The organism is Salinicola aestuarinus (assembly GCF_003206645.1).
Classification (GTDB): Bacteria; Pseudomonadota; Gammaproteobacteria; order Pseudomonadales; family Halomonadaceae; genus Salinicola; species Salinicola aestuarinus.
The window spans coordinates 549,099-574,794 of record NZ_PZJP01000005.1; the positions used below are offsets into that span (position 1 = coordinate 549,099).

General features: G+C 65.5%; 24 protein-coding genes. 8 read left to right on the forward strand and 16 right to left on the reverse strand.

Annotated elements, in window-relative coordinates; all coding sequences use genetic code 11:
• Positions 1–103 precede the first annotated feature (103 nt).
• The 14 genes from hemB to DOM41_RS07920 form a co-directional block, all read right to left on the reverse strand.
• Entirely contained in the window at positions 104–1,111 is a 1,008-nt protein-coding gene (hemB, locus tag DOM41_RS07855; RefSeq protein WP_110686269.1) for a porphobilinogen synthase, read from the reverse strand.
• Between the two features lie 177 nt (positions 1,112–1,288).
• A complete protein-coding gene (tatC, locus tag DOM41_RS07860; protein WP_110686270.1) occupies positions 1,289–2,053 on the reverse strand; it encodes a twin-arginine translocase subunit TatC in 765 nt (254 codons plus the stop codon).
• Positions 2,050–2,568 carry a Sec-independent protein translocase protein TatB gene (gene tatB, locus DOM41_RS07865; RefSeq protein ID WP_110686271.1) on the reverse strand — a complete coding sequence of 173 codons (519 nt, stop codon included), beginning with the start codon at positions 2,566–2,568 and terminating at the stop codon, positions 2,050–2,052. Before tatB ends, tatC begins: the two co-directional genes overlap by 4 nt.
• 6 nt (positions 2,569–2,574) lie before the next feature.
• Complete coding sequence (gene tatA, locus DOM41_RS07870) at positions 2,575–2,847, reverse strand: Sec-independent protein translocase subunit TatA (protein WP_110686272.1); 273 nt, start codon at positions 2,845–2,847, stop codon at positions 2,575–2,577.
• A 42-nt stretch (positions 2,848–2,889) separates the two neighbouring features.
• Positions 2,890–3,231 (reverse strand): phosphoribosyl-ATP diphosphatase, encoded by a 342-nt coding sequence (locus tag DOM41_RS07875; RefSeq protein WP_110686273.1) that lies wholly within the window; start codon positions 3,229–3,231, stop codon positions 2,890–2,892.
• An 83-nt stretch (positions 3,232–3,314) separates the two neighbouring features.
• Positions 3,315–4,937, reverse strand: a complete 1,623-nt coding sequence (gene ubiB / locus DOM41_RS07880; RefSeq protein ID WP_110686274.1) for a ubiquinone biosynthesis regulatory protein kinase UbiB — start codon at positions 4,935–4,937, stop codon at positions 3,315–3,317.
• Positions 4,934–5,578: a ubiquinone biosynthesis accessory factor UbiJ gene (locus tag DOM41_RS07885; RefSeq protein ID WP_157956883.1), complete on the reverse strand. Its 645-nt coding sequence runs from the start codon at positions 5,576–5,578 to the stop codon at positions 4,934–4,936. Before DOM41_RS07885 ends, ubiB begins: the two co-directional genes overlap by 4 nt.
• Positions 5,579–5,588: 10 nt before the next feature.
• The gene (gene ubiE, locus DOM41_RS07890; RefSeq protein ID WP_110686276.1) at positions 5,589–6,335 is read right to left on the reverse strand and encodes a bifunctional demethylmenaquinone methyltransferase/2-methoxy-6-polyprenyl-1,4-benzoquinol methylase UbiE; all 747 of its coding nucleotides are present in this window, start codon (positions 6,333–6,335) and stop codon (positions 5,589–5,591) included.
• 145 nt (positions 6,336–6,480) lie between these two features.
• Positions 6,481–6,864 carry a gamma-butyrobetaine hydroxylase family protein gene (locus tag DOM41_RS07895; RefSeq protein WP_110686277.1) on the reverse strand — a complete coding sequence of 128 codons (384 nt, stop codon included), beginning with the start codon at positions 6,862–6,864 and terminating at the stop codon, positions 6,481–6,483.
• Between the two features lie 145 nt (positions 6,865–7,009).
• Positions 7,010–8,389, reverse strand: a complete 1,380-nt coding sequence (gene hslU, locus DOM41_RS07900) for an ATP-dependent protease ATPase subunit HslU (RefSeq protein WP_280951217.1) — start codon at positions 8,387–8,389, stop codon at positions 7,010–7,012.
• Positions 8,390–8,403: 14 nt separating this feature from the next.
• Positions 8,404–8,922: an ATP-dependent protease subunit HslV gene (gene hslV, locus DOM41_RS07905; protein ID WP_110686278.1), complete on the reverse strand. Its 519-nt coding sequence runs from the start codon at positions 8,920–8,922 to the stop codon at positions 8,404–8,406.
• Between the two features lie 446 nt (positions 8,923–9,368).
• A complete protein-coding gene (locus DOM41_RS07910) occupies positions 9,369–10,070 on the reverse strand; it encodes an SPOR domain-containing protein (RefSeq protein ID WP_110686279.1) in 702 nt (233 codons plus the stop codon).
• Positions 10,071–10,073: 3 nt separating this feature from the next.
• Positions 10,074–11,759 carry an arginine--tRNA ligase gene (gene argS, locus DOM41_RS07915; protein WP_110686280.1) on the reverse strand — a complete coding sequence of 562 codons (1,686 nt, stop codon included), beginning with the start codon at positions 11,757–11,759 and terminating at the stop codon, positions 10,074–10,076.
• Between the two features lie 243 nt (positions 11,760–12,002).
• Positions 12,003–14,267, reverse strand: coding sequence for a primosomal protein N' (locus tag DOM41_RS07920; protein WP_188112373.1), 2,265 nt, complete (start codon positions 14,265–14,267; stop codon positions 12,003–12,005).
• Between the two features lie 245 nt (positions 14,268–14,512).
• On the opposite strand from DOM41_RS07920, the gene rpmE reads away from it, so the two are divergent.
• Positions 14,513–14,725: a 50S ribosomal protein L31 gene (rpmE, locus tag DOM41_RS07925; protein ID WP_110686282.1), complete on the forward strand. Its 213-nt coding sequence runs from the start codon at positions 14,513–14,515 to the stop codon at positions 14,723–14,725.
• A 299-nt stretch (positions 14,726–15,024) separates the two neighbouring features.
• Complete coding sequence (locus tag DOM41_RS07930) at positions 15,025–16,299, forward strand: malic enzyme-like NAD(P)-binding protein (protein ID WP_110686283.1); 1,275 nt, start codon at positions 15,025–15,027, stop codon at positions 16,297–16,299.
• Positions 16,300–16,405: 106 nt separating this feature from the next.
• Here DOM41_RS07930 and DOM41_RS07935 read toward each other — a convergent pair whose 3' ends face one another.
• Together DOM41_RS07935 and DOM41_RS07940 are read right to left on the reverse strand one after the other, a co-directional pair.
• Positions 16,406–17,152: a DUF481 domain-containing protein gene (locus DOM41_RS07935; protein WP_110686284.1), complete on the reverse strand. Its 747-nt coding sequence runs from the start codon at positions 17,150–17,152 to the stop codon at positions 16,406–16,408.
• A gap of 87 nt (positions 17,153–17,239) precedes the next feature.
• Positions 17,240–19,762: a penicillin-binding protein 1A gene (locus DOM41_RS07940; RefSeq protein WP_110686285.1), complete on the reverse strand. Its 2,523-nt coding sequence runs from the start codon at positions 19,760–19,762 to the stop codon at positions 17,240–17,242.
• A 254-nt stretch (positions 19,763–20,016) separates the two neighbouring features.
• On the opposite strand from DOM41_RS07940, the gene pilM reads away from it, so the two are divergent.
• Genes pilM through aroK form a run of 6 tightly spaced genes read left to right on the forward strand, consistent with a single transcriptional unit; the run spans position 20,017 to position 25,693 of the window.
• On the forward strand, positions 20,017–21,072 hold the full coding sequence (gene pilM, locus DOM41_RS07945) for a type IV pilus assembly protein PilM (protein ID WP_245391797.1): 1,056 nt from the start codon (positions 20,017–20,019) through the stop codon (positions 21,070–21,072).
• On the forward strand, positions 21,069–21,746 hold the full coding sequence (locus tag DOM41_RS07950) for a PilN domain-containing protein (RefSeq protein WP_110686287.1): 678 nt from the start codon (positions 21,069–21,071) through the stop codon (positions 21,744–21,746). Before pilM ends, DOM41_RS07950 begins: the two co-directional genes overlap by 4 nt.
• Positions 21,743–22,414: a type IV pilus inner membrane component PilO gene (locus tag DOM41_RS07955; protein ID WP_110686288.1), complete on the forward strand. Its 672-nt coding sequence runs from the start codon at positions 21,743–21,745 to the stop codon at positions 22,412–22,414. The genes DOM41_RS07950 and DOM41_RS07955 overlap by 4 nt, the downstream gene beginning before the upstream one ends.
• A complete protein-coding gene (locus DOM41_RS07960) occupies positions 22,411–22,977 on the forward strand; it encodes a pilus assembly protein PilP (protein ID WP_110686289.1) in 567 nt (188 codons plus the stop codon). Before DOM41_RS07955 ends, DOM41_RS07960 begins: the two co-directional genes overlap by 4 nt.
• The gene (locus tag DOM41_RS07965) at positions 22,974–25,133 is read left to right on the forward strand and encodes a type IV pilus secretin PilQ (RefSeq protein ID WP_110686290.1); all 2,160 of its coding nucleotides are present in this window, start codon (positions 22,974–22,976) and stop codon (positions 25,131–25,133) included. Before DOM41_RS07960 ends, DOM41_RS07965 begins: the two co-directional genes overlap by 4 nt.
• Positions 25,133–25,693, forward strand: a complete 561-nt coding sequence (aroK, locus tag DOM41_RS07970; protein WP_110686291.1) for a shikimate kinase AroK — start codon at positions 25,133–25,135, stop codon at positions 25,691–25,693. The genes DOM41_RS07965 and aroK overlap by 1 nt, the downstream gene beginning before the upstream one ends.
• The last annotated feature ends 3 nt before the right edge of the window (positions 25,694–25,696 follow it).

Below are 25,696 nucleotides of genomic sequence, written 5' to 3' on the forward strand. Positions count from 1 at the left end.
CTCGCCGGCCTGCTCGGCCGACGAGGAGGAGGAAGACTTTTGGGGCGCGTCCGAATCGATCATGCAAGCGTCTCCTGCCTCGCGAGCGGCCACGCCCGCAGGCTTAGTCGTTGAGTAACTGGGCCGCGCGTTTGGCGAAGTAGGTCAGAATGCCGTCCGCGCCGGCGCGCTTGAAACAGGTCAGGGATTCGAGAATGACGCTGTCGGCGTCGAGCCAGCCTTTCTCGAAGGCGGCCATGTGCATCGCGTACTCGCCGCTCACCTGGTAGGCAAAGGTGGGCACCCCGAAGGACTCCTTGACCCGCTGCACGACGTCGAGATAGGGCATTCCCGGTTTCACCATCACCATGTCGGCGCCCTCCTGGATGTCGAGGGCGGTCTCGTGCAGCGCCTCGTCGGTGTTGGCCGGGTCCATCTGATAGCTGAACTTGTCCGACTTGCCGAGATTGCCGCTGGAGCCGATGGCGTCACGAAACGGGCCGTAATATTTCGACGCATACTTGGCCGAGTACGCCATGATCTGGGTCTCGTGAAGCCCCTCTCGCTCGAAGGTGCGGCGAATCTCGCCGATGCGACCATCCATCATGTCCGAGGGCGAGATGACGTGCGCCCCCGCGTCGGCATGCGAGAGGGCCTGCTTGATCAACGCCTCGATGGTGCGATCGTTGACGAGGTAGCCGTTCTCGTCCGGTATGCCGTCTTGCCCATGGGTCGTGTAGGGGTCGAGGGCAACGTCGGTGATGATGCCGAGCTCTGGGAAACGCTCGCGCAGCGCGCGGATCGCACGTTGAATCACACCGTCCGGATTCCACGCCTCGGCACCGTCGGCGGTCTTCTTCTCCGCCGGGGTATACGGGAAAAGGTCGATCGCCGGAATCCCCAGCTCGCTGATCTCTTCCGCCTCGCGCAGCAGCTCGTCGATGGAGAGACGCTCGACTCCTGGCATCGAGGCGATGGACTCGCGGCGCTTTTCACCGTCGAGCACGAAGACCGGCAGGATCAGGTCGTCCGTCGTCAGTGCCGACTCTCGCGCCAGTCGGCGTGAAAAGTCGCTCTTGCGCAGGCGGCGCAGGCGAGTGGCGGGATACTGGCGGGCGAGGGTATGACGCATGAGAATCTCCACGAAGCGACGGGGCGGTATGCGCGCGCCCGAAACGCCGATGGCAAAGCTATCAGCGCGGTATGACAATTGGGTGACAGTGACGGTCTAGTATAGCAACGCTGCCGTCGACGGGCCTGAGTGGGATGGTCGCAGCGAGAGCCGGCCCGGCGATCGCCGCGACCGGGTTCAGTCGGCTTCCCGCAGCTCGGGACGTCGGCGGACGAATCGGCCGAAGAAGATGCCGACCTCGAACAAAAGCCACATCGGCACGGCCAGCAGGCTTTGGGAAATGACGTCCGGTGGGGTCAGGACCATGCCGATGATGAAACAGACCAGGATCACGTAGGGGCGCTTCTTGCCCAGGGTCTTGACGTCGGTGATGCCGGTCCAGATCACCAGGAAGGTGGCGATCGGGATCTCGAAGGCGACACCGAAGGCGAAGAACAGCTTGAGGACGAAATTGAGATAGGCGTTGATATCCGTCATCACCGTCACGTCCTGCGGCCCGGTATGGACGAAGAAGCTGAACAGCAGCGGAAAGACGACGTAGTAGGCGAACGCCGCGCCGCCGTAGAACAGCAGGATACTCGAAGCGAGCAGCGGGAAGGCGATGGCCTTCTCGTGCTTGTAGAGCCCCGGCGCGATAAAGGCCCAGGCTTGATAGAGAATCATCGGAATCGCGGCGAAGACCGCCACCACCATGGTCAGTTTGAACGGCGCCAGAAACGGCGACGTCACTTCGGTGGCAATCATCTGCGAACCCGGCGGCAGCAAAGCGACCAGTGGGTCGGCGACGAAACGATAGATGTCGTTGGAAAAGGCGTAGAGACCGGCGAAGATCACGACGACCACGATCACCGCTTTCATCAAACGCGAACGGAGTTCGATCAGATGTTCGATCAGCGGCGCCTGCGCCTGCTCTTCGTCCGGCTGGCGGGATGCGTCACTCATCGGTCACGGTGGTCCTTGTCCTCGGTCGGCGATTCGGCAGCCGGCGCGTGCCGGTCAGTGCCGCTGGTGGGCTGGGGGATCGGCGAGGGGGGCGCATCGGCGGCATGGGTCCCCCCGTCGTCGACTGACTCGCGGGTGTCATGACCTGGCGGTGACTCGCTCGTCGACACCGCAGCCGGTGATGCGGTGCTCGAAGTCGACGGGACCTCCGACGACGACGTGGCCGTCGGCGACGAGTCCCCGCGCTGGCTGGAAGAGGAGAACGTGTTCTCGACGCCACGGCGCACCTGATTGACGCCGTTGTCGAGTTTAGTCTGCTGTTCGGCGACCTTCTGGCGCAGCTCCTCGGCCTCGAGCTGAGACGAGATCTCGCGCTGTACGTTGGAGACGCTACGCCGGATCTTGCCGATCCAGAGCCCGGCGGTGCGCGCGGCGACCGGCAGGCGCTCCGGGCCGAGGATCAGCAGGCCGACAATGCCGATGAGCAGCAGCTCGAAGAAGCCGATATCGAACATCGAGGTTTACTGTCGCCCCGCCTTGTCGTCAGACGTCGATTTGACGTCGTCGTGCGCGTCGAACTGGCTGTCCGTCGGCTCCTGGCGGGATTGGTCGATCCGGCCCTGAGCCGTCGTGTCGGCCTTGTCCTTACCGTCGTCATCGTCCATGGCTTTCTTGAAGCCCTTGACCGCGCCGCCGAGGTCGCCGCCGATGTTGCGCAGCTTCTTGGTGCCGAAGATCAGGATGATGATTCCGAGGACGATAAGTAGCTGCCAAATACTGATACCACCCAGCATGACGTTCTCCTTGCACTGGCGCCGTGACGCGCGATGTTTGGCTTAAGAGGGTTGTTGGCGAGACGCTTTCTCGTCGAGCCCGGAGACGCCGAAGCGGCGCGCCAGCTCGTCGAGAATCTCGCGATGATCGATGTCTAGATGCGACAGCATGACCAGACTGTGAAACCAGAGGTCGGCGACTTCGCCGATCAGCGCCTGACGACTCTCGGCATCATCCGCCTTGACGTCCTTGGCGGCAAGCAGCGTCTCGGTCGCTTCTTCCCCCACCTTTTCCAGAATCTTGTTGAGTCCGCGGTGATGCAGCCCGGCCACGTAGGAGCTATCCGGGTCGGCCGAGCGGCGGGATTCGAGTACGTCAGTCAGTCGCTCGAGCGTATCACTCATGACGAAGGTTCCTGTAGCTTGAGAGTCGTCGTTGCAAGCGGTCGGTGCGCCGAGGCCTGTCACAGTCGCGAGCTATCATACACTTAGCGCCAGGCGAGGAGCACTACGCCGAGCCCGGCGGCGACGAGGATCGGCCAGGGCTGGTGCTGAGCCCACTCGAAAAGCGGTCGCCAGGCGAGCGCCAGCGCCAGCAGCACGGCGCCGACCCTCAGCCGCCGGGCTCGGCCGCTGGCATTCTCCACCCGCGACTGCAGACTGGCGAGCGCCTCGCTCTGGCGGCGCTGCTGACGCTGGCGCTCCTCGTGGCCGGCAAGCATCTGGTGCGCCAGTACCGGCAGCTCCGGCAGCTGGTGGGAGAGTTCCGGGGCGTGTTTCTTGAGTGAGCGCCAGAAGCCCTGCGGCCCGGCGCGCTCGCGCATCCAGGTCTCGAGATAGGGGCGGGCGGTACTCCAGAGATCGAGGTCCGGATAGAGCTGACGACCCAGCCCCTCGATGTTGAGCAGCGTCTTCTGCAGCAGCACCAGCTGTGGCTGCACCTCCATGTTGAAGCGCCGCGCCGTCTGAAAGAGCCCCAGCAGAACCTGGCCAAAGGAGATGTCCTTGAGCGGTTTTTCCAGAATGGGCTCGCAGACGGCACGAATCGCCGAGGCGAACTCGTTGGCTCGCGTCCCCTCGCCGACCCAGCCGGACTCGATATGCAGCACCGCTACCTCGTAATAATCCTGGCGGAAGAAAGCGAGCAGGTTGCGTGCCAGATAGTCCTGATCCTCCCGCGTGAGGCTGCCGACGATGCCGCAGTCGATGGCGATGTACTGCGGGTTTTCCGGATCGTTGCGTGAGACGAAGATGTTGCCCGGGTGCATGTCGGCGTGGAAGAAATTGTCGCGAAAGACCTGGGTGAAGAAGATCTCCACACCACGCTCGGCGAGTTTTTTCAGATTGATGCCGTGCGCCTGCAGCGCCTCGATATCCGCAACGGGAATGCCGTTGATTCGCTCCTGCGCCATCACCTGGCGGTGAGTCAGCGACCAGTCGATGCTCGGCACGTAGAGCAGCGGTGAGTCCTTGAAATTGCGCTTGAGCTGGGAGGTGTTGGCCGCTTCCTTGTTGAGGTCCAGTTCGTCGAAAAGCGTGGCTTCGTAGTCCTGAACCACCTCGACCGGGCGTAGTCGACGTGCCTCGGGGACGCGGCGCATCAGCCGCGCGAAGGTGTAGAGCAGCCCGATGTCTTCGCGCATCGTGCGCTCGATGCCGGGGCGAATGATCTTGACCACGACCTGCTCGCCGCTATGGAGCTCGGCGGCGTGCACCTGCGCGATCGAGGCCGACGCCATGGGTTCCGTCTCGAAGTGGGCGAAAGCCTGTTCGACACTCATGCCCAGCTCGCGCTCCACCGTCGCCTTGGCGATGTCGCTGGGGAACGGCGGTACCTGGTCCTGCAGCCGCTTGAGCTCATCGGCGATGTCGGGTGGCAGCAGGTCACGCCGGGTCGAGAGCATCTGACCGAACTTGACGAAGATCGGACCCAGCGACTCCAGCGCGACGCGTAGCCGCTCCCCGCGGGAGTGATTGCCGGTAGGAACCAGGCGTACCGGCGAGAAGCGCCAGAGCCAGCGGATGCTGCGCGGCAGGCGCTCGAGCGGAACCAGACTGTCCAGTCGGTAGCGAACCACGGTCCAGCCGATGCGGAACAGGCGCAGGCTCATGGGCGCGGCTCCTGCGCTCGGGGGGCTCGGGCGCTCACGCGCTCGAGCCGATTGGCCCGCGCCTCGAGGCGATCGAGGCGCTGCTTGAGTTCACCGAGCTGGTCGCGGGCCACCTCGAGCTGATCCTGACCGGGCAGCCAGCGGCTCTCTTCGAAGAGATACTCGCGAACGTCGTGCTGGAAGGCGTCGCCCAGGGTGCGCGCCTGACGGGTCAGGTTGCGGACTGCCAGGGCCACGGCGTGGGCCCCGTCGTTGCCGACGCCGCCGGCCAGCGCGCCTTCCCAGTCCAGGTCGAGATCCAGAAAGAGCGCTTGAATGGCGGGCAGCATACCGGTGTCGCCCGCGACAGGCAGCGTGCCGCTGAACAGCAGCCGCTCGAGCGAGTCACCGGCCGCGAGACGCTCTAGCGCGTGCTGGGTGAGGGTGATGCGAAGATCGTCCTCGCCCTCCCAGTCGCGAATCCGCATCAGTGTCAGACCGGTCTCGTGAAAGGCGACGCGCAGTGTGATCCCGGGAGACTCGATCTCCACGCGCAGCGTCTTGCCGGCAAGCGTCTCGAGCCGCTTCGGCGTGGCGGGGTCACGCGCGAGCAGGCGAGTGAGGGCGCGCTCGAGCGCGACCAGAGCGAAAGTATCCAGCACGCCGGCCACCCTAGAGTTTGATGCCGCGGTGAAGCGCGACGATACCACCGGTCATGTTGGTGTACTCCACCCGCTCCAGACCGGCCGCCTGCATCATGCCCTTGAGCGTTTCCTGGTCCGGGTGCATGCGAATGGATTCGGCCAGATAGCGGTAGCTGTCGGCATCGCCGGCGACGTACTGGCCGACCCGTGGCAGCACGCGGAAGGAGTATTCGTCGTAGGCTTTCGACAGTAAGGCGTTGTTCGGTTTGGAGAACTCGAGGACCAGCAGGCGTCCACCGGGCTTCAGCACGCGGGCCATCGAGCGGAGCGCAGCGTTCTTGTCGGTGACGTTGCGCAGGCCGAAGGCGATGGTGATGCAGTGGAAGCTGTTGTCCGGGAAGGGCAGGCTCTCGGCGTTGGCCTGAACGTAGCGCACGTTGTCGCCGACGCCGTTGTCGACCAGTTTGTCACGGCCGACACGCAGCATCGACTCGTTGATGTCGGCGAGGATCACCTGGCCCTTGGGGCCGACTCGCTTGGCGAACTGGCGGGTCAGATCACCCGTGCCGCCGGCGATGTCGAGCACGCGGTGGCCAGCGCGCACGCCGCTGCGCTCGAGGGTGATCTGTTTCCAGACCCGATGAATGCCAAACGACATCAGATCGTTCATTACGTCGTAGCGAGCAGCCACCGAGTGAAAGACATCGGCCACGCGGGCCTCCTTCTCCTCGACTGCGACCTGTTCGTAGCCGAAGTCGGTCGTGCGCTTATCCATGTGCTGCTCTCCCGGGTGACGCTGTCGACGGTGTGATCGGTCGTTTCGCGAACGCGAACCGAGCTCGCATTGTAGCGTCTGGCCGTCACCTTGTCTTCGCAGGCCGGGCCGGCGGCGGCGTCTCGCTCATCCGCGGCAGGGCCGGTCAGACCTGGTGGATCTGGATGGTGCTCGGCTCGCGGGAGGCGCCGGCACGCTCGACCCGCGCCAGATAGTCTGCCCACCAATCCTCCTGGTGGCGCGCCATGTCGTAGAGATACGCCCAGGTGTAGAGACCGGTGTCGTGGCCGTCGTCGAAGTGGAGCTTCAGCGCGTAACGCCCAGCCTGCGTGATATCCAGCAGGCCCACATGACGCTTGCCGGTCTGCAGCACCTCGTCGCCGGGACCATGACCGCGAACCTCGGCGGAAGGGGAGTAGACGCGCAGCAGCTCGACCGGTAGCTCGAAGCGCTCGCCATCGGGATAGCCGAGCTCCAGCGCTCGCTGCTGCTTGTGGTAGTGAACGCGGTTGGGAACGGGGGCGCTCATATCGGACTCCTGCTATCGAGCCAGTAAAGGAGGGGCAATGTTCGAGAGTATCGATCCTGCCGTGGCGCGACAAAAGACAACAGCGGCCGGAGCCGCTGTTGTCGATCGGGACGATAAGCATCGCTTTGCGACTAGAGAGAGTCGCCTAGAGAATGTAGCGCGAGAGATCCTCGTCCACTGCCAGCTCCCCGAGCTGCGAATTGACGTAGTCAGCGTCGATCACCAATGGGCTCTCGAAGTCGCCACCCTGATAGGACGCCTCCTCGAGCAGACGCTCCATGACGGTATGCAGACGCCGCGCGCCGATGTTTTCGGTGCCGTCGTTCACCTGCCAGGCGATCTGGGCGATACGCGAGATACCGTCCTGGGTGAACTGCACGTCGAGCCCTTCGGTCGCCAGCAGCGCCTGGTACTGCTTGGTCAGTGCCGCCGACGGCTCTGTCAGGATGCGCTCGAAATCATTGGGCGACAGCGCGGTGAGCTCGACGCGAATCGGCAGGCGGCCCTGCAGTTCCGGTATCAGATCCGACGGCTTGGCGAGGTGGAATGCCCCCGAGGCGACGAACAGGATGTGATCGGTGCGCACCATGCCATGCTTGGTGGAGACGGTGGAGCCCTCGATCAGCGGCAGCAGGTCGCGCTGCACGCCTTCGCGGGAGACGTCGCCGCCGCTGCCACCGGAGTCGCCGCGCTTGGCGACCTTGTCGATCTCGTCGATGAAGACGATGCCGTTCTGCTCGACAGACTCCAGCGCGCGCTGCTTGATCTCTTCCTCGTTGACCAGCTTCGCGGCTTCCTCGTCCTGCAGCAGCTTCCAGGCGTCCTTGACCGTGACGCGACGGCTCTCGGCCTTCTGCTTGCCCATATTGGCAAACATGCTCTGGAGCTGGTTGGTCATCTCCTCCATGCCCGGCGGGGTCGCGATATCCATGCCCTGGCTCGCCGGCGTCACTTCGATGTCGATCTCCTTGTCATCGAGCTGACCTTCGCGAAGCTTCTTGCGGAAGGTCTGACGCGTGGTGGAGTCGTCACGGCCGGCGTCGTACTCGCTGCCACGAGGGCGGGGGAGCAGCGCATCGAGAATCCGCTCCTCGGCGGCATCCTCGGCCTTGACGCGGACTTCCGCCTTGGCCTGCTCGCGCACCATCTTGATCGCCATCTCCATCAGGTCGCGAACGATGGATTCGACGTCACGGCCGACGTAGCCGACCTCGGTGAACTTGGTCGCCTCGATCTTGAGGAACGGCGCCCCGGCCAGCTTCGCCAGACGGCGGGCGATTTCGGTCTTGCCGACGCCGGTGGGGCCGATCATCAGAATGTTCTTGGGCACGATCTCGCCGCGCAGCTCCTCGTCGAGGCGCATGCGACGCCAGCGGTTGCGCAGGGCGATTGCCACGGCACGCTTGGCGTCGTGCTGCCCGATGATGTACTGGTCCAGCGAGTGAACGATCTCTCGCGGGGTCATGGCAGTCTGAGTCTGGCTCGACGGCAGTGCCGGCTGGGCGTTGGAGGTTTCCTGAGACATGGCTCTCGCTCTCGTCACAGCTCTTCGAGCGTGATCTGGTGATTGGTGAAGACACAGATGTCGGCGGCGATGTTGAGGGACTTCTCGGTGATCTCGCGCGGGCCGAGTTCGGTGTTCTCCAGTAGCGCCCGGGCAGACGCCTGGGCAAAGTGGCCGCCGGAACCGATGGCAATGATGCCGCGCTCGGGTTCGACGACATCCCCGTTACCGGTGATGATCAGCGACGCTGTCTTGTCGGCGACGGCCAGCATCGCTTCCAGTCGGCGCAGGGCGCGGTCGGTGCGCCACTCTTTGGCCAGCTCCACGGCGGCCTTGGTCAGGTGGCCCTGATACTTCTCGAGCTGTGCTTCGAAACGTTCGAACAGGGTGAAAGCGTCAGCGGTGCCGCCTGCGAAGCCGGCCAGAACCTGGCCGCGATGAAGTCGGCGCACCTTGCTGGCGTTGCCTTTCATTACCGTGTTGCCCAGGGACACCTGGCCGTCTCCCGCCAGCGCGACCTGCTCGCCGCGGCGCACGGATACGATAGTGGTCATGCAGTCACTCCCAATGACTCGTCGTCCATAAACCGACGACGACTGTAGAAACGGGTGCGATCGCGACAGGCTCGGCGAGCGCCGCGATGCGACATGATTGGCATATGCGGGCGCGGAATCGGAAATCAAGCCGCCGTCTGCGGTGAGACGATGAAGAGAGTGTGTGCTGAGGAGAGATCACGCGGGCGAAATGTGGCACGAGATCAGCCAACTTGAGCGACAGGCGCGGATGACAACGGCTAGGCGAATCGGCGCTGGCTCGAGGTGTCGCGGGCGGCGTTACCCGAAAAAGAGCGGCCGGCGTCACTGAGGGGGTGTCGGAGAGCGTCGCTGAAAAGGGAGAGCGTCGCAGGCAAGAGAGGCGCGTGAGTCGCTGATGACGAGAGGCCAGCGAGCCGCGCTGCGGCCGCAGGGCCGCCCGGTTGGGCGGCCCTGCGGCCGCGATGTCAGTTCTGCAGCCGGATCATCAGCGGTTCGATCCCCTGGGTCATCATCAGGTCCTGGGCGCGGGAGAGCTCGCGCGTGTCCTCGTAAGGACCGACCTGCACGCGGTGCCAGAGCTGGTTGCCGTTGGCCCGCACGTCGGTGATCTTGGCCAGCAGGCCGAAGTCCTTCAGCCGATTGGCGAGGCGCTCGGCGTCGTCGATCTCGCGAAACGACGCCGCCTGCAGCATGTAGCGCCCGGTCGCCTTGGGCTGCTGGGTCTGATTGGCAGCGTCGTCGGCCGCCGCTGCCGGTTCAGGGGGCGGCGCGGGCTCGGAGACGTCCTCGCCGCCGGGGGCGATTACCTCGGTCTCCGGCAGCAGGGTGTAGAACTCGAAGGTTGGGGTGGCCGGCTGCGACGGCGCTGTTTCGCCGTCCCTCCCGGCAGCGGGGGTGTCACCGGTGCGCGCTGAATCCGACTCGCTGGACGCCGGCTGGCTGGCGGTCGGTCTGGGGACCACCGCTGCCACCGGCTCCGGCGAGGAGCGGTCGAGATACTGCGACAGGAAGAAACCGCCGATCAGACCGGCGATCGCCCAGAGCCAGCCCGGAATGCCGGCGAAACCGCCCCCGCTGTCGTTGCGCTTGGCGTTGCTGCGCTGGCGCGACTTGGTGGTCGCCCCCTTTGGGGGCGGGCGTTGGCTCTGAGCAGGGCGGCGTGCCATCGATTACATCTCCTCCGGGGCGCTGACGCCGAGAAGCGACAGTCCATTGCTGATGACCTGGCGAGTCGCCAGACCCAGTGCCAAGCGCGCGTTGCGCAACTCGGCGTCGTCGACCATGACTTTCTGGGCGTTGTAACAGGTGTGGAAGTCGCTCGCCAGATCGGTCAGGTACTGCGCGATCTGGTGCACTTCGCGGGCGCGGGCGGCGCGCTCCACCGTTTCCGGGTAGCGGGCGAGGCGGTTCATCAACGCCTTTTCCTGCTCGGCGTCGAGACGCGAGAGGTTGGCCATCGCCACCGCGTGGTCGAAGGGCTGTTCTTCGCTCTCGGCCTTGCGCAGCACGCTGCAGACGCGGGCGTGGGCGTACTGGATGTAGTAGACCGGATTTTCGTTGGTCTGCGCGCGCGCGAGGTCGATGTCGAAGGTGAGCTGCGAATCGGCACGCCGCGCGGCGAGGAAGTAACGCGTGGCATCGCGGCCGACTTCGTCGATCAGGTCGCGAAGGGTGACGTAGCTGCCGGCCCGCTTGGAGAGCTTGATCTCCACGCCGGAGCGGGTGACCAGCACCATCTGGTGCAGCACGTAGTCCGGCCAGCCCTGGGGAATGCCGGTCTCCAGCGCCTGCAGGCCTGCACGCACGCGGGTGACGGTCGAGTGGTGATCCGCCCCCTGCTCGTCGATCACCGTGGTGAAGCCGCGCTGCCACTTGTTGTAGTGGTAGGCGACGTCGGGCACGAAATAGGTGTAGTCGCCATCCGTCTTGCGCATGACGCGATCCTTGTCGTCCCCGAAGTCGGTCGTGCGCAGCCAGAGCGCGCCGTCTGCCTCGTAGGTATGGCCCTTCTTGATCAGCTCGGCCACGGTCTCCTCGACGCGACCCTCGGCGTAGAGCGAGGACTCGAGAAAGTAGACGTCGAACTCGACCCCGAAAGCCTTGAGATCCAGGTCCTGCTCACGGCGCAGGTAGGCGACGGCGAAATCGCGAATCGCCGCATCGTTCTCGGGGTCCGCCTCGGCGGTGACTTCGCGGTCGTCGGCGGTCACCGTCTCGCCGGCGAGATAGGCGTGGGCGACGTCCTTGATGTAGTCGCCCCGGTAGCCGTTTTCCGGCCACTCGGGGGCGTCGGGCGTCAGGCCCTGGGCGCGCGCCTTCACCGAGCGCATGAGGTTGTTGATCTGCGCGCCGGCGTCGTTGTAGTAGAACTCTGCGGTGACATCGAAGCCGGTCGCCTCGAGCAGGCGGCAGAGGCAGTCGCCGATGGCCGCGCCGCGACCGTGGCCGACGTGCAGCGGGCCGGTCGGGTTGGCCGACACGAATTCGACCTGCACCTTCTCACCGGCGCCGATCAGGCTGCGCCCGAAGATGTCGCCGGCGTCGATGATGTCGCTGACGACGCTGGCGATGGCGTCAGTGGCGGCGAAGAAGTTGATGAAGCCGGGGCCGGCGATCTCGGTGCGGCTGACGGCGGTGCTCTTTGGCAGCGCGGCGATGAGCCGTTCGGCCAGGTCGCGTGGCTTGGCGCCGGCCGGCTTGGCCAGCATCAGCGCGAGGTTGCTCGCGTAGTCGCCGTGGGCCTTGTCGCGGGTCGGTTCGACCTTGATCGAAGGGTCGACGTCGGCCGGCAGTTCACCCGAGCCCTTGAGCTCGGCGACGGCGGCGTGCAGCAGTTCGGTGATCGTCTCTTTCATTGCCTGATTGGGTCTCAAGGGCCGGGAGTTGACGGGCTCTCGCCCGCGATCGGCGCGGTGATTCATGGGAGTGGACGCCGTCGAACGGATATCTCGGCACCGCAAAAGGCGCTCATTATCAGCGATTGGCGCATGGCTTTAAACCCTGCCGCGCGACCGGAAGCCACCTGGCTGCCGGCAGGTGCGCGCAATGCGTGCAACGTGCGGCTCTGGGGGCGGCTCGGGGTGCGGCTGGAATGGGGCTCACACCAGCGTCACGGGGTCGACGTCCAGCGACCAGCGCACCCGCCGCGAGGCGTGCTGCTCCAGATAGGCCACCAGCCAGGCACTCGCCTCGTGCAGCTCGCTGCGCTTATCCGCGGAGAGCAAAAGCTGCAGATGGTAGCGGTTCTGGCGCCGCTCCATGGGGGCCGGTACCGGACCGAGGCAGTGGACGTCGAGCGCCTGTCCGCGCTCCCGGCGTTCCCCGAGCCAGGCGCGCAGTGCGTCGCCGGCGGCTTCTGCCTCGGTGGTGGCGTCGCCTTCTCGCGGCGCTTCGAAGCGTGCCAGGGCCAGGCGTCGAAATGGCGGCAGCATCGCCAGACGCCGCTCTTCGAGCAGCTGATAGGCGAGTGCATCGTAGCCGTTGTCCGCCAGCAGTCGCAGGTTGGGGTCGTCGGGATGAAGCGTCTGGACCAGCACGCGACCCGCGCGATCCGCCCGACCGGCGCGACCGGCGACCTGCACCAGCAGCTGGGCGCTGTGCTCCAGTGCGCGAAAGTCGCTGGCGTAGAGGCCGGCATCGGCGTTGACCACGACGACCAGGGTGACGTGAGGAAGGTGGTGGCCCTTGGCAAGCATCTGGGTGCCCACCAGCAGACTCGGTTCACCCCGGCGGATCTCGCCGAGCACCTGATCGAACGCCTCCTTGCGGCGGGTACTGTCACGATCGACCCGATGAATCGGCACCTCGGGGAAGAGCGTCGAGAGTGTCTCTTCGGTTCGCTCCGTACCGGCACCCATCGGGCGCAGATCGGCGCTGTCGCAGGTGGGGCAGGCGTCAGGCTGCAGCGTCTGGTGCTCGCAGTGATGACAGACCAGTCGCGGCGGCTGGCGATGCAGCGTCATGCGTGCGTCGCAGTGGCGGCACTCGGCGATCCAGCCGCACTGGTGACAGGCGAGAGTGGGCGCAAAGCCGCGACGATTGATGAAGACCAGCACCTGCCCGCCGGCGTTGAGCGCCTGACGGATGCCATCGATCACCGGCGGGATCAGGCCGCCCTGGCGCATTCGTCCTCGCAGGTCGACGAGTTCCAGCTTGGCCGGGGCGTGACGGCTGGGGCGTTGGGTCAGGCGCAGGTGCCGGTAGCGCCCGCTTCTCGCATGGGCAAGACTCTCCAGCGACGGCGTGGCACTGCCGAGCAGCACGGGGATGCCCTCGTGATGGGCGCGGGCGATGGCGAGATCGCGGGCGTGATAGCGCAGCCCGTCCTGCTGTTTGAAAGAGCCGTCGTGCTCTTCGTCGACGATGATCACGCCAGGGTGCGCCAAGGGCGTGAAGATCGCTGAACGGGTGCCGATCACGATCGGCGCGCGGCCACTGCGCGCGGCCTCCCAGGCATCGAGTCGCTCGAGATCGGTCAGCCCCGAGTGCAGCGCGACCACGGGGGCGCGAAAGCGTTTGCGAAAGCGCGACAGCGTCTGCGGGGTCAGGCCGATTTCCGGTACCAATACCAGCGCCTGTCGGCCCTGACTCAGCGCACTCTCGATCAGTTGGAGATAGACCTCGGTCTTGCCGCTGCCGGTGACGCCGTGGAGCAGGCAGGGGTGAAAGCGCTCCAGTCCCTCATGAATCGTGGCGAGCGCCTGTGCCTGCTCGCGGTTGAGCGATAGCGATGGTTCGGCGAGCAGCGGTCCTGCCGCCGCGGGGGCGGCGGCGAGCGGCTCCTCGCTGCGTGTCACCAGCGCCTTGTCGAGCAGGCTCTGGAGCTGGGCGCGGGTAAACCCCTGGGCGGTGATGGCCGATGTCACCAGGCCGTGCCGGTGCTGGGCGAGCAGTTCGACCAGCGCCTGCTGTTTCGGCGCGCGGGTGAGTCTCGCGAGTGCCTGCGTCGGCTCGGCTTCGAGATGCCATCGCTCCCGGGTTCGCGCCTCCAGCGGGCGGCCCTGACGCAGCGGGCCGGGCATGGCGTGCTGGAAGGTATCCCCTGGCGAGTGCTGGTAGTAGCGGGCGGTGAAGGCGCAGAGCCAGAGCCAGTCCGCCGGGAGCGGCTCGTCGTCGAGACAGGCGACGATCGGCTTGAGCTGGGCGGCGTCGAGGTCGCTCGTTGCGGCGCACTCGGCGACGACGCCCACCAGCTCGCGGCGGCCGAACGGGACTTTGACTCGCAGCCCGGCTCGCCAGCCGCCGGCCGGAGGGACCGGCCCGGGGCGATAATCGAACAGCCGGCGCAGCGGGGTGGGGACGGCGACCCGCAATACCTGCGGTTCGGCGTGCGCAACGGTCGTGGGGGCCTCAGTATCAGCCAATTGGCCTCCATGAAGAATGCTGCTAAAATATTTCGCCTTCCGACGTAGGATGCGTCTCTTATCCGGGGTTTCCAGCGATCAGAGTGATCGAGATCGCTGACGGCGCGAGCGGATTATACGCTCATGGCGACAACTTCGGGATTCTAGGCGTGCCGGACCCGCGGGAGTTAACCGCTACTTCCTAATCCGTGTACGGTGCCTGGCAGATGACCAGGTGGCGGTGCACCGCAAAGCGAGGCTTCACGATGAAACAGGGTATCCATCCTGAGTACAACAAGGCTACAGCGACCTGCTCCTGTGGCGCGACTCACTCTATCGGTACCACCGCGAACCACGGCTTCGATCTCGATGTCTGCTCGCAGTGCCACCCGTTCTACACCGGTAAGCAGAAGCAGGCGACCACCGGTGGCCGCGTCGAGCGTTTCAACAAGCGTTTCGGTGCCGTTCGCAGCAACTGATCGCCCGTCGACGCCTTCGGGGGTCGATCGAAAAGCCCGCCACTTCGGCGGGCTTTTTTGTGTCTATCATCCTGATGCACAGCCGCTGAATCCGGCGTTGAACCGTCGCGACCCGGCGCCGTCGATAAGCAATGCGTTATGCCTGAATAAACATGTATAAGTGTTGCCAAATGGCTCCAAAAGTTTCAAACGAGCGATTAAAAATCGTCAAAAGTGAATATCTTGTAAGATTGTGAGATCCGGTTTTTTTCTATACGCTTGGCGGCACTTCTGCCGACCCAACAGGGATACCCGCTCTCATGAGTGACGATAAGCGACAGGCGGCGCTCGACTACCACGCCAAGCCGATCCCCGGAAAACTCTCCGTGGAAATCACCAAGCCGACGGAAACCGCCAAGCATCTCGCCATGGCCTACAGCCCGGGTGTCGCCGAGCCGTGTCGCGAGATCGCCGCCGATCCGGAGAACGCCTATCGCTATACCGGCAAGGGCAATCTCGTGGCGGTGGTTTCGGATGGCAGTGCGATTCTGGGACTCGGCAATCTCGGGCCGCTGGCGAGCAAGCCAGTAATGGAAGGCAAGGGGGTGTTGTTCAAGCGCTTCGCAGGCATCAACGCTGTCGATATCGAAGTGGAAGCGGACTCCCCGCAGGCGTTCATCGATACCGTTGCCAATATCGCCAACACTTGGGGTGGCATCAACCTCGAGGACATCAAGGCGCCGGAGTGCTTCGAGATCGAGGCGGCGCTGAAGTCGCGCTGCAGCATTCCGGTCTTTCACGACGACCAGCACGGCACCGCCATCGTCACCGCGGCCGGCATGCTCAACGCGCTGGACATTGCCGGCAAGCGCCTGGAGTCGGCGCGTATCGTCTGCCTCGGGGCGGGCTCGGCGGCGATCGCCTGCATGAAGCTGCTCATCGAGTGCGGGGCGCGAGCCGAAAATCTCTACATGCTCGATCGCAAGGGCGTGATTCACAGCGGCCGTGACGACCTCAACGCACACAAGGCGCAGTTCGCTACCGTGACCGAGCGGCGAACGCTGGATGACGCCATCGATGGCGCCGACGTCTTCGTCGGACTGTCCGGGCCGAATCTGCTGTCGCCGGAGCAGCTCAAGAAAATGGCGGCCGACCCGGTCGTCTTCGCCTGCTCCAATCCCGATCCGGAGATTCACCCGGATCTCGCGCGCCAGACTCGCGACGACGTGATCATGGGGACCGGGCGCTCCGACTACCCGAACCAGGTCAATAACGTTCTCGGCTTTCCGTTCATCTTCCGCGGTGCGCTGGACGTACGTGCATCGACGATCAATGAAGCGATGAAGATTGCTGCCGTGCACGCGCTCAAGGATATCGCCCGCGAGCCGGTGACTCGGGAAGTGCTCAACGCCTACGAACTGGAATCGCTCGAATTCGGCCGGGGTTACATCATCCCCACGCCCGTGGATTCGCGGCTGCTCGAGCGCATTCCGGCGGCGGTCGCGCAGGCGGCGGTGGAGACCGGTGTGGCGACCAAGCCCTACCCGGCGCACTATCCGCTGAAAAGCGTCGAGGATATCTACGGCGAGCGCTGAGCGACGCGCGCCTTGCAGACACGACGATGCCGCCTCTCGGGGCGGCATCGTCGTGTCCGGGGTGTGCTCAGTGAGTGCTCAGTGATTCAAAACCGCTGGCGGTGGGTTACCAGCTATAGAGGACCGAGACCGACGTCGTGGTGTCGGTGCGGGCGGTGGCGTCCGGCGGTGGGTGGGTGTTGCTCTTGACGTCGTAGGCCACGCGAAGCGCGAGATGCGAGTTGAGCTGCGAGGTGATGGTCGACAGCGACCGCGTGGTCACGCTGATGTGCGTCGCTTCCGCGGACATCTCCTGCTCGAACGAGATGTCGTCACTGAAGTTGAAGGTGTAGTCCAGCGCCGAGTAGGCCAGGGCGAGATTGTCGCTGCCGCCCTCGGCGTAGGCGTCGTGGCGATAGCCGGGGCCGGCTTCCGCCGAGAGGGTGTGCGTCGGTCCCGTCAGCAGTTGTCGGCCGTAGCCGGCAATGGTGGTGAGCTGCGACGCGTAGCCGCTGAAGCGGTCGCGTTCCCAGCGGGCGAAGCCGAACAGGTAGTTGTCGTCGGCGAGTTCGTAGCGCTCACGCGCGGCCGCCAGATAGCGCTCCGAGGTGGTGCTTTCCTGATCCTGGACGCTTCGCGTCTCGGCGCGAAAGGTGTGCGTATAGCGTCCCGTGAGCCAGGTCAAACGCCCTCTGGCCAGCAGTGTCTGGGTGTCGGTGTTGCCGGTAAGGCGGGTATAGCCGAGTTCGGCGCTGCCGCTGAAGTTCGGCGCATCGGCCTCGGGTGCCGGTGGTGCGTAGAACAGGTCGGCGGTAGCGGGCATCGACAGGAGACAGCCGGACAGGAGTAGCCATCGACAGCGGGGCAGGGGCATGACGTCTCTCTTGGCGCGGCGGCGGTCGGTAGCCAGGGTGAGTGGAGGCGTGATCGGCCCGGGGCGTCGCACCCCGGGCCAGAGCCGCTAGAAAATCGCTTCGTAGGTGCCGGTGCCCTGAGAGCCGCTCTCGTCTTCGAGCTCGGGCCGCATGCCTCGCGGCTGGTACGCCGGCAGATTGTCGCGGCGGAAGATTTCGCTGATGCCGCCGGGCTGATCGTCGTGAAGACGCTTGCCCGTATCGGGGTCGATCTTCGCGGAGACAATGTTCGCCGGACGCGGCGGCGTGGCCTCCGGCGTCCCCTCCAGTGCGGGGCCCATGAAGGCTTTCCAGATCGGTAGCGCCGCCTGAGCACCGTACTCCGCGGTCGTCGTATTGTCGTCCTTGCCCACCCAGACCGTCGTCACCAGTGCATCGTTGAACCCGGAGAACCAGGCGTCACGCTGGTCGTTGGTCGTGCCGGTCTTGCCGACGATGTCGCCTCGATTGAGGGTGAGTGCAGCACGCCCGGTGCCCCGCTCGATGACGTCGCGCAAGATGCTGCGCAGAATATAGAGCGCGTCCTCGTCGACCACGCGCGGCGCTACACGCCGAGGTTCGCCGTCGACGTCGGTCTGGGTGGCATCCGGCGCGCAGTCGCGGCACGCCACGAGCGGGTTGGCCTCTTCGACCACGGTGTTCTGGCTACCCTGGGTGATCTGGTCGATGTACCAGGGCGAGACCTGGAAGCCGCCGTTGGCCAGCACCGCGTAGGCGTTGGCGATCTCCAGCGGTGTCAGCGAGGCGCTACCCAGCGCCAGTGACAGCCCGTGGGGAAGACGGTCACGGGAGAAGCCGAAGCGCTCGAGGAAGTTGAGCGCATTGTCGAGTCCGAGCGACTGCAGGATGCGAATCGTGACCAGGTTGCGCGAGGTATACAGGCCGACGCGAAGGCGGGTGGGTCCCTGGAAGCGCTGTTCGGCATTCTCCGGGCGCCAGTCCTCGCCGCTGAACTGCGACATGACGATGGGTGCATCGTTGATGATGGTCGCCGCCGTCATGCCGCCTTCCTGCAGAGCGGCCAGGTAGACGAACGGTTTGAAGTTGGAACCGACCTGACGCTGGGCCTGGATCGCACGGTTGAACTTGCTTGCCTCGAAGCTGAAGCCACCCTGCAGCGCTTCGATGGCGCCGGTCTTGGGATCGAGGACGACGATCGCCCCCTCGGCCCCCGGGCGCTGCGAGAGTCGCCATTGATCTCCGTCGCGCATGATGCGGACCAGATCGCCGCGGTCGGCAATGGCGGCGGCATTGGCCGGCTCGCCGCCGCGCCATTTCGCGCTCTTGTACTCACGAGCCCAGCTCAGGCCGTCCCAGTCGAGCGTGATGACCTCGCCATCGGCATTGAGAACGCGCATCTCGCGCCCGCTGGAGTCGATAACGATCGCCGGGCGCAGTGGTCCGTAGTTGGGGGTGCGCTGCAGAACCTTGAGCCAGTTGCTCACGTCGCCGTCGACGCCCTCGATGTTTGCCTGGCTGCTCTGCGCCGCCTGGCGGGCGGTCTGAATCACCTCCGGCGATTCCGAGAGCTCTTCTTCCAGGCCCTGACGTTCGGTGCGGTCCTGGGCCTCGACCAGACTCGGCGGTATGTCCTGCTCCTCCGCACCGCGCCAGCCGTGGCGGGTGTCGTAGTCGATCAGTCCCTGTACCAGAGCGTCGCGGGCCAGCGTCTGGCGTTGGCTATCGAGCGTTGTCGTAATGCGGATGTTGTCGGTGTAGGCCTTGTCGCCGAAGCGCTCGACCGCGTAGGCGCGTGCCATTTCGGCGACATAGGGCGCGTCGACTTCGGCCTGGGCGGTGTGACGGCTCGCGGTGATGGGGGCCTTCACCGCCTCGTCGTAGGTCGCCTGATCGATCGACCCGAGTTCACGCATGCGATAGAGGATCCAGTTGCGGCGGATCAGTGCGCGCTCCGGATTGGCGATCGGATTGAGGCTCGAGGGGGCCTTGGGCAGCCCGGCGATCATCGCGAACTGGGGGAGGGTCAGATCGGCGAGCGGCTTGCCGTAATAGGTGTTCGCCGCCGCCGCCACGCCGTAGGAGCGGTGGCCGAGATAGATTTTGTTGACGTAGAGCTCGAGGATCTCGCCCTTGTCGAGAATCTGCTCCATCTGCAGCGCCAGCAGAATCTCGCGAATCTTACGGGTAAAGGTCTGATCGAGCGTCAGCAGATAGTTTCGCGCCACCTGCATGGTAATGGTGCTGCCGCCGGACTGGATGTTGCCGGAGGAGGCGAGTTCGACGGCGGCGCGGGCGAGGCCCTTGGGGTCGACGCCCGGGTGGGTAAAGAAGCTCGCATCCTCGGCGGCCAGCAGGGCATTCACCAGCGGCTTGGGAATTTCGTCGTAACTGACCGGCATCCGGCGCTCTTCACCGTATTCACCGATCAGTTTGTCGTCTTCGGTATAGATCCTGAGCGGCGTCTGAAGCTCGTAGTTCTGCAGTTGATGGACGTCGGGGAGGCCGGGCGCAAAATAGAGCGCGGCGCCGACGACCGCCAGCACGGCGCCTGCGCCTAGCGAGACGATCAGCCAGAACACGGTCGTGAGTAGGCGGGTGAAAAGCTTCATGGTCTGAACGTGATTCCTTGGCTGGTGGCGATCCGGCCGTGGAGTGGCGTGGCCGCGGGAAAGGGAGCGCGCGTGACCGCTCGGGGTCCCGAAATGATGCGGGCATTATATGGACGCGGCTCAGCCGGGGCCAGTTTCGCAGAGACCGCTTCCTGCAAGTTATGCGGAATAAATGTAACGAAATGTCTCAAGTCGACCGGTTCGAGGCCGTTAACCGATATCTGGGTTCTCGGCTTCAACGGGGTGGGACAGTGCTGCGTCTGAAAAGGTCCGCAAAGGGGTTGGTCGGGGTCGACATCACTTCCGCCACCGTCAAGCTCCTGGAACTCGGACGCCGCGGCGATGGCTTTCGTATCGACAGCTATGCGGTGCGCCCGCTCACCGAAGGGGCCGTCATCGAGCGTCGCATCCGCGACCGCGCCGAGGTGGTCGATGCGCTGGGCCGCGCGCTCGAGCACGCCAGCCTGAAATCCCGCCAGGCCGTCGTCGCCGTGCCAAGCTCGGCGGCGATTACCCGCACGCTCACGCTGCCGGCGTCACTCAGTGACGACGACATTGAAGCGCGTATCCAGATGGAGTCCGAGAAGTACGTGCCGTTCCCGCTCAATGAAGTCGCTTTCGATTTTCAGCGGCTGGGGACCCGGGGCCGGTATGACGACCAGCAGGAGGTGCTGCTGGTCGCCTGTCGGATGCAGGATATCGAGACGCTTACCGCGACCCTTGAGGAAGCCGGGCTAGAGGTCGTCGCGGTGGACGTCGAGGGCTTCGCGCTGGAGCGGGTCTGGCGAGAGCTCGTGACCCAGATCAACGTGCCTGACGACAACGCCACTGCGCTCGTCGATATCGGTGCCAACCTGTGTGCGTTCCACGTATTGAAGGCGGGGCGCATCGTCTATAGCCGTGACAATCTCTACGGCGGTCGCCAACTGACTGACGCCATCAGCAAGCGCTTCGGCATGAGCTTCGAGGAAGCCGGTCGGGCCAAGAAGCGTGGGGGGCTGCCCGACGCGTACGAGCAGCGAGTGCTGACCCCTTTCCTCGATACATTGATCCAGCACATTGGCCGTTCGCTACAGCTCTACTATACCGCCGCCGGGCAGGATGAGATCCGGCACATCATTCTCGCCGGTGGCTCGAGTGCGCTGCCGGGATTCGCCGAGCGTCTGCGCGCCCAGAGCGGGCTGGAGTCGATTCTCGCCAATCCTTTCGCCAGCATGCGCGTGCACTCTCGGGTCGACCGCGGCGCGCTCGCCGCCGACGCCCCGGCCATGCTCACCGCCTGCGGTCTCGCCATGCGGAGTCACCGATGACACCGGCCGAGAGCAGGGCGTTTCGCAAGCCGGCCGACGCTCGTGGGAGTGCCGGTGTCTTGCCCGGGGCGTCGACCCTGGCCGACGCGACCCAGGCGCGGAAGGCCGGGATCACGATCAATCTACTGCCATGGCGCGAGCGACGTCGCGAGCAGCGCACGCGACGCTTCAAGCAGGCGATGTTGCTCACGCTGTTACTCGGCTTGCTGCTTGGCTGGGGAGTTGCCCAGCACGAGAAGGCGCTACTGCGCGCGCAGCAGGCGAGGATGGCGATGATCGAGCGCCACACCGCGGTGCTGAGTCGAGACATCGAAGCGGTGCGCGACTTTCGTCGTCTGCGCGAGCGCATGCTCGCGCAGATCGAGCTGATCACCCAGCTCCAGGCCAGTCGGCCGCTGACCGTCCGCGTTGTCGACCAGCTCGCCGCCACGCTGGTCGACGGCGTGGTCTACACCGCACTCGAGCGCCGCGGGGCGCGGCTCGAGATCAGCGGCGTCGCCAGCGCCAATCGCCAGGTCTCGTCGCAGATGCGCGCACTCGCGCAGAGCCCGGTTTTCAGTACGCCGCTGCTCGCCAACGTCAAGTCCGGTGACGGGCCGAATGCCCCCAAGCAGTTTCATATGAGCGTCGACGAGCGGGCGTTGGGCGCGACGACCCTGGAGGCGACGCCATGAGCCGTTTCGGCGACAGCGGCGCCCTCGCACGACTTGGGCGGGCCAGCCGTGAACAGTGGCGCCAGTTGCGTCAGGCGCCGCTTCGCGAGCTCGACGTCCGGGAGGCGGGCAGCTGGCCGCTGCTGCTGCAGGGTTTGATGGCACTCGTCCTGTTCACGGTCGTCGCCTGTGGCGTGCAGTGGTGGCTCGGGTCAGAGCCGAGAGAGGCTCACGCGCGCCTGGTTCGCGATGAGATGCAGGCGCTGGAGCGATTCGAGTCGCTCTCCTATCAGGCGATCAATCTGCCCGACATGCGGGCGCAACGCGACGAGCTGCAGGCGCGCATGGATCACGCGCTGGAGATGCTGCCGTCGGACGCCGAAGTGCCGGCGCTGCTCGACGCGATCAGCGATGCGGCCCGAGAGCATCAGCTCGACATCGACAGCATCAAGCTTCGGCCCGCCGTGGCGCAGACGTTCTATTACGAGCAGCCGTTCGATATCCAGGTGCAGGGCAGCTATCACGCCATCGCCGCTTTCCTGGCCGACGTGGCGGCGATGCCGCGCATCGTCACGCTTCACGACTTTACCCTCGCGCCACAGGGTGATCGTCTGAGTCTGGTCATGCTCGCGAAGACCTACCGCTACCGCGACGATGCCGACACCGATTCCGCCGGCGGTGTGCCATGAGTCGCTCGCGGCCGCTCGCGCTGGCGACGCTGCTCGGGCTCACGCTCGGCGGCTGTGCCGATGCCGATCTCGGCGCGCTCGAGTCACACCTCGATGCCCTGCGCCATGCGCCCCAGGGTCAGATTGCCGAGCTCCCCGAGATGCCGTCCTTCGAGGCGGTCGACTATCGCCAGCGCGAGCGGCGCAGCCCCTTCGTTGCCGACGTTGCCGCCTCCAGGGAGAGTGCCACCGAAGCGGCGCCGCTGCCGGACGCCGCTCGGGCGAGTCAGCCGCTGGAGGCGTTCGATCTCGAGAGTCTCGAGCTGGTGGGCACGCTCAGCGTCGGCGGTCGTGATTCGGGTCTGATTCGGTCGCCGGAGGGCCGTGTGCATCGCCTCTTCGTTGGGGACTACCTCGGGCGAGACGACGGCCAGGTCGTCGCGGTCGGCGAGCGCAAGCTGTCGCTCGTGGAGACCGTGCGCGACGCCCAGGGGCACTGGATGGAGCGGCCTCGCCAACTACTGATGACACCACGCGACACCGACGGCGACGCCGGCGGCGGTCGAGAGAGGAGCAGTCGATGACAGTGATACGTTCTCCCATCGCCTGGCTGTTGGCGCTGGCGCTCTGGGGTGTCGCGCCGCTCGTCTGGGCAGCACCGACGCTGACGGCGATGGCGTTCACCGATCGCGGCAGTCAGGGGCTTGATGTCGGACTCGACTTCGTCGGCGGGCTACCGGAGATTCGCGGCTATCGCACCGACGCTCCGCCGCGGCTGGTCCTCGATCTGGCCGGGACGCGTAGCGGCCTCGCCGAACCGCGATTCGCCGTCGACACCGGCGGCGTCGAGTCGGTCCGCGTACTCGGCGCCGGGGCGCGGACGCGGTTGGTCTTCGCGCTCGCCGCCGCCAGCGACTACCGACTGGAGCGCGGCGACAGTCGGGTCATCGTGCATATCGGTGGCGACGCCTCCCGCCGCGAAACGGCGCAGCGCAGTCAGCCACCGACATCGTTTCTGGCGGCAGCCGCCATCGGCGAGTCAGTCGATGCCTCCGGGCGCGGCGCGTCGTTGCTGGCGCAGGGGCGCGATCTCACGACCGGCGAGCCACGCGTGGGTTCGATCGACTTTCGGCGTGGCGAAGGCGGTGTCGGTCAGCTGGTGCTTGGGCTCGACCGCCCCGGCGTTGCCGCGGAAGTGAGCGGTCGCGGGCGGGATATCACGCTGACTCTGCCGGGCGTGACGCTGCCCGACGAGCAGTACCAGGCGCTCGATGTCAGCGACTTCGGTACGCCGGTCCAGCGTATCGTTCCCCGTCGCCGGGCCGATGGCGTGAGCTTCGATATTCGCTCGACAGACGACGTCGAGCCGCTGGTCACGCAGAGCGGACGCAGGCTTAGCGTGGAGCTGGCGCCTGTCGGCAGCATTCAGCGCCCGCAGCAGGAAGCGGGGCCGAGCTATACGGGGCAGCGCATTACGCTCGATTTTCAGGATATCGCGGTCCGCGACGTGCTCTCCATCATCGCGGATGTCTCGGGGCTCAATGTGGTCGCCAGCGATAGCGTGCAGGGGAGTGTGACGCTCAACCTGGTCGACGTGCCCTGGGATCAGGCATTGGATCTGGTCCTTCAGAGCCGGGGGCTGGCATCGCGCCGCAATGGCGAGGTGATGATGGTCGCTCCGGCGGGAGAGCTTGCGAGCCTGCAGCGCCAGACCCTCGAAAACCGTGAGCAGTCCGAGCAGTTGGCGCCGCTCGCCACTGAGTTTCTCCAGGTCCGCTACGCCAAGGCCGAGGACCTCGCCGCGCTGTTGCGCGGCGGCGAGGGTGTGGGGCTGATGTCGGAGCGGGGCCGGGCGGCGGTCGATCCGCGCACCAATACCCTGATCCTGCAGGATACCCGCGAGCAGCTCGAAGCGATCCGGCGGACGCTCGACCAGCTGGACGTGCCGGTCAAGCAGGTGCAGATCGAAGCGCGCATCGTCATCGCCCGTGACAGCGCCGCCCGTGAACTCGGCGTCAACTGGGGCGTCTCCGCTGCGGCCGGTCGTCACTTCGACCTTGGCAATCGCCCGCGGGGTAGCGGCAGCGGTGCCGCCAATGGTGACCCGGCGTCAGTGCCCACGACATCGGACGATCCGGCGCCCTACGGGGGTGGGCTGGCGGTGGATCTGGGCAACGCGATCAATCCCGCCAGCGCCTTCAGTTTCGGCTATCTCTCCGGTGACGTGCTGATCGATCTGGAACTGCGCGCGCTGGAGAGCGAGGGCAAGAGTCAGACGATCTCGCAGCCCAAGGTGATCACCGCCAATCAGCGCACCGCGGTGATCAAGCAGGGGCAGGAGGTGCCCTATCAGGAAGCCTCCTCCAGCGGCGCGACCACCACTGAGTTCAAGGAGGCGGTGCTGTCGCTGGAGGTGACGCCGCAGATCACCCCGGACGACCGGATTATCATGGATCTGCGCATCAACAATGACGATATCTCTGACACGCGATTCGATGGTGCGCCGGCGATCGATACCAACGAAATCGAGACCCAGGTGCTGGTCGAAAACGGCGAAACCGTGGTGCTGGGCGGCATTCTGACCTCCGAACAGCTGCGCACGCTGTTCAAGACGCCGTGGCTTGGGGACCTGCCGCTGATCGGCAATCTGTTCCGCTATACCCAGGAAAGCAACGAAAAGGTAGAATTGCTGGTATTCATTACGCCCAAGATCATCGAGGACGGACTGGCCATTCGCTAATGCGCTCGCTCCCCAATCTATTTCTCGTCGGTCCCATGGGGGCTGGCAAAAGCACGATCGGCCGCCTTTTGGCGGCCGAATTGCAGCGCGACTTCCTGGATAGCGACCATCAGATCGAGGCGCGATGCGGGGCGAATATCCCGTGGATTTTTGACGTCGAGGGGGAGGTGGGCTTCCGCGATCGTGAGACGGCGATGCTCGACGAGCTGAGTCGGCGCGACGAGATCGTCATGGCGACCGGCGGTGGCGCCATCATGCGCGAGGTCAACCGGGCGCTGCTGCGCGAACGTGGCATTGTGGTCTATCTCGCGACCACGGTGGAGCAGCAGATTCGCCGCACGGCGCGCGATCGTAACCGTCCGCTTTTGCAGAACGCCAATCCCGAGCAGGTCCTGCGCGATCTCTTCGCCATTCGCGATCCGCTCTACCGCGATACGGCAGATCTCATCATCCGTACCGATCGGCGCAGCCCGCGCAGCGTCGTCGCCGATATCGTTCGCCGTGCCACACGACTTCACGAGCCGCTGGCGGTCAAGGCAACGCTCTACCACTCAAGGTAATTT

Bases quoted from the DNA above. Each gene is read 5' to 3' on its own strand.
- tatC (WP_110686270.1), bottom strand. From the start codon at position 2,053: ATGAGTGACGCATCCCGCCAGCCGGACGAAGAGCAGGCGCAGGCGCCG.
- DOM41_RS07955 (WP_110686288.1), top strand. From the start codon at position 21,743: ATGAGCCGTTTCGGCGACAGCGGCGCCCTCGCACGACTTGGGCGGGCC.
- DOM41_RS07895 (WP_110686277.1), bottom strand. From the start codon at position 6,864: ATGAGCGCCCCCGTTCCCAACCGCGTTCACTACCACAAGCAGCAGCGA.
- DOM41_RS07965 (WP_110686290.1), top strand. From the start codon at position 22,974: ATGACAGTGATACGTTCTCCCATCGCCTGGCTGTTGGCGCTGGCGCTC.
- DOM41_RS07940 (WP_110686285.1), bottom strand. From the start codon at position 19,762: ATGAAGCTTTTCACCCGCCTACTCACGACCGTGTTCTGGCTGATCGTC.
- hemB (WP_110686269.1), bottom strand. From the start codon at position 1,111: ATGCGTCATACCCTCGCCCGCCAGTATCCCGCCACTCGCCTGCGCCGC.
- DOM41_RS07910 (WP_110686279.1), bottom strand. From the start codon at position 10,070: ATGGCACGCCGCCCTGCTCAGAGCCAACGCCCGCCCCCAAAGGGGGCG.
- DOM41_RS07875 (WP_110686273.1), bottom strand. From the start codon at position 3,231: ATGAGTGATACGCTCGAGCGACTGACTGACGTACTCGAATCCCGCCGC.
- tatB (WP_110686271.1), bottom strand. From the start codon at position 2,568: ATGTTCGATATCGGCTTCTTCGAGCTGCTGCTCATCGGCATTGTCGGC.
- DOM41_RS07935 (WP_110686284.1), bottom strand. From the start codon at position 17,152: ATGCCCCTGCCCCGCTGTCGATGGCTACTCCTGTCCGGCTGTCTCCTG.
- argS (WP_110686280.1), bottom strand. From the start codon at position 11,759: ATGAAAGAGACGATCACCGAACTGCTGCACGCCGCCGTCGCCGAGCTC.
- ubiB (WP_110686274.1), bottom strand. From the start codon at position 4,937: ATGAGCCTGCGCCTGTTCCGCATCGGCTGGACCGTGGTTCGCTACCGA.
- hslV (WP_110686278.1), bottom strand. From the start codon at position 8,922: ATGACCACTATCGTATCCGTGCGCCGCGGCGAGCAGGTCGCGCTGGCG.
- tatA (WP_110686272.1), bottom strand. From the start codon at position 2,847: ATGCTGGGTGGTATCAGTATTTGGCAGCTACTTATCGTCCTCGGAATC.
- DOM41_RS07950 (WP_110686287.1), top strand. From the start codon at position 21,069: ATGACACCGGCCGAGAGCAGGGCGTTTCGCAAGCCGGCCGACGCTCGT.
- rpmE (WP_110686282.1), top strand. From the start codon at position 14,513: ATGAAACAGGGTATCCATCCTGAGTACAACAAGGCTACAGCGACCTGC.
- hslU (WP_280951217.1), bottom strand. From the start codon at position 8,389: ATGTCTCAGGAAACCTCCAACGCCCAGCCGGCACTGCCGTCGAGCCAG.
- DOM41_RS07960 (WP_110686289.1), top strand. From the start codon at position 22,411: ATGAGTCGCTCGCGGCCGCTCGCGCTGGCGACGCTGCTCGGGCTCACG.
- aroK (WP_110686291.1), top strand. From the start codon at position 25,133: ATGCGCTCGCTCCCCAATCTATTTCTCGTCGGTCCCATGGGGGCTGGC.
- DOM41_RS07930 (WP_110686283.1), top strand. From the start codon at position 15,025: ATGAGTGACGATAAGCGACAGGCGGCGCTCGACTACCACGCCAAGCCG.
- ubiE (WP_110686276.1), bottom strand. From the start codon at position 6,335: ATGGATAAGCGCACGACCGACTTCGGCTACGAACAGGTCGCAGTCGAG.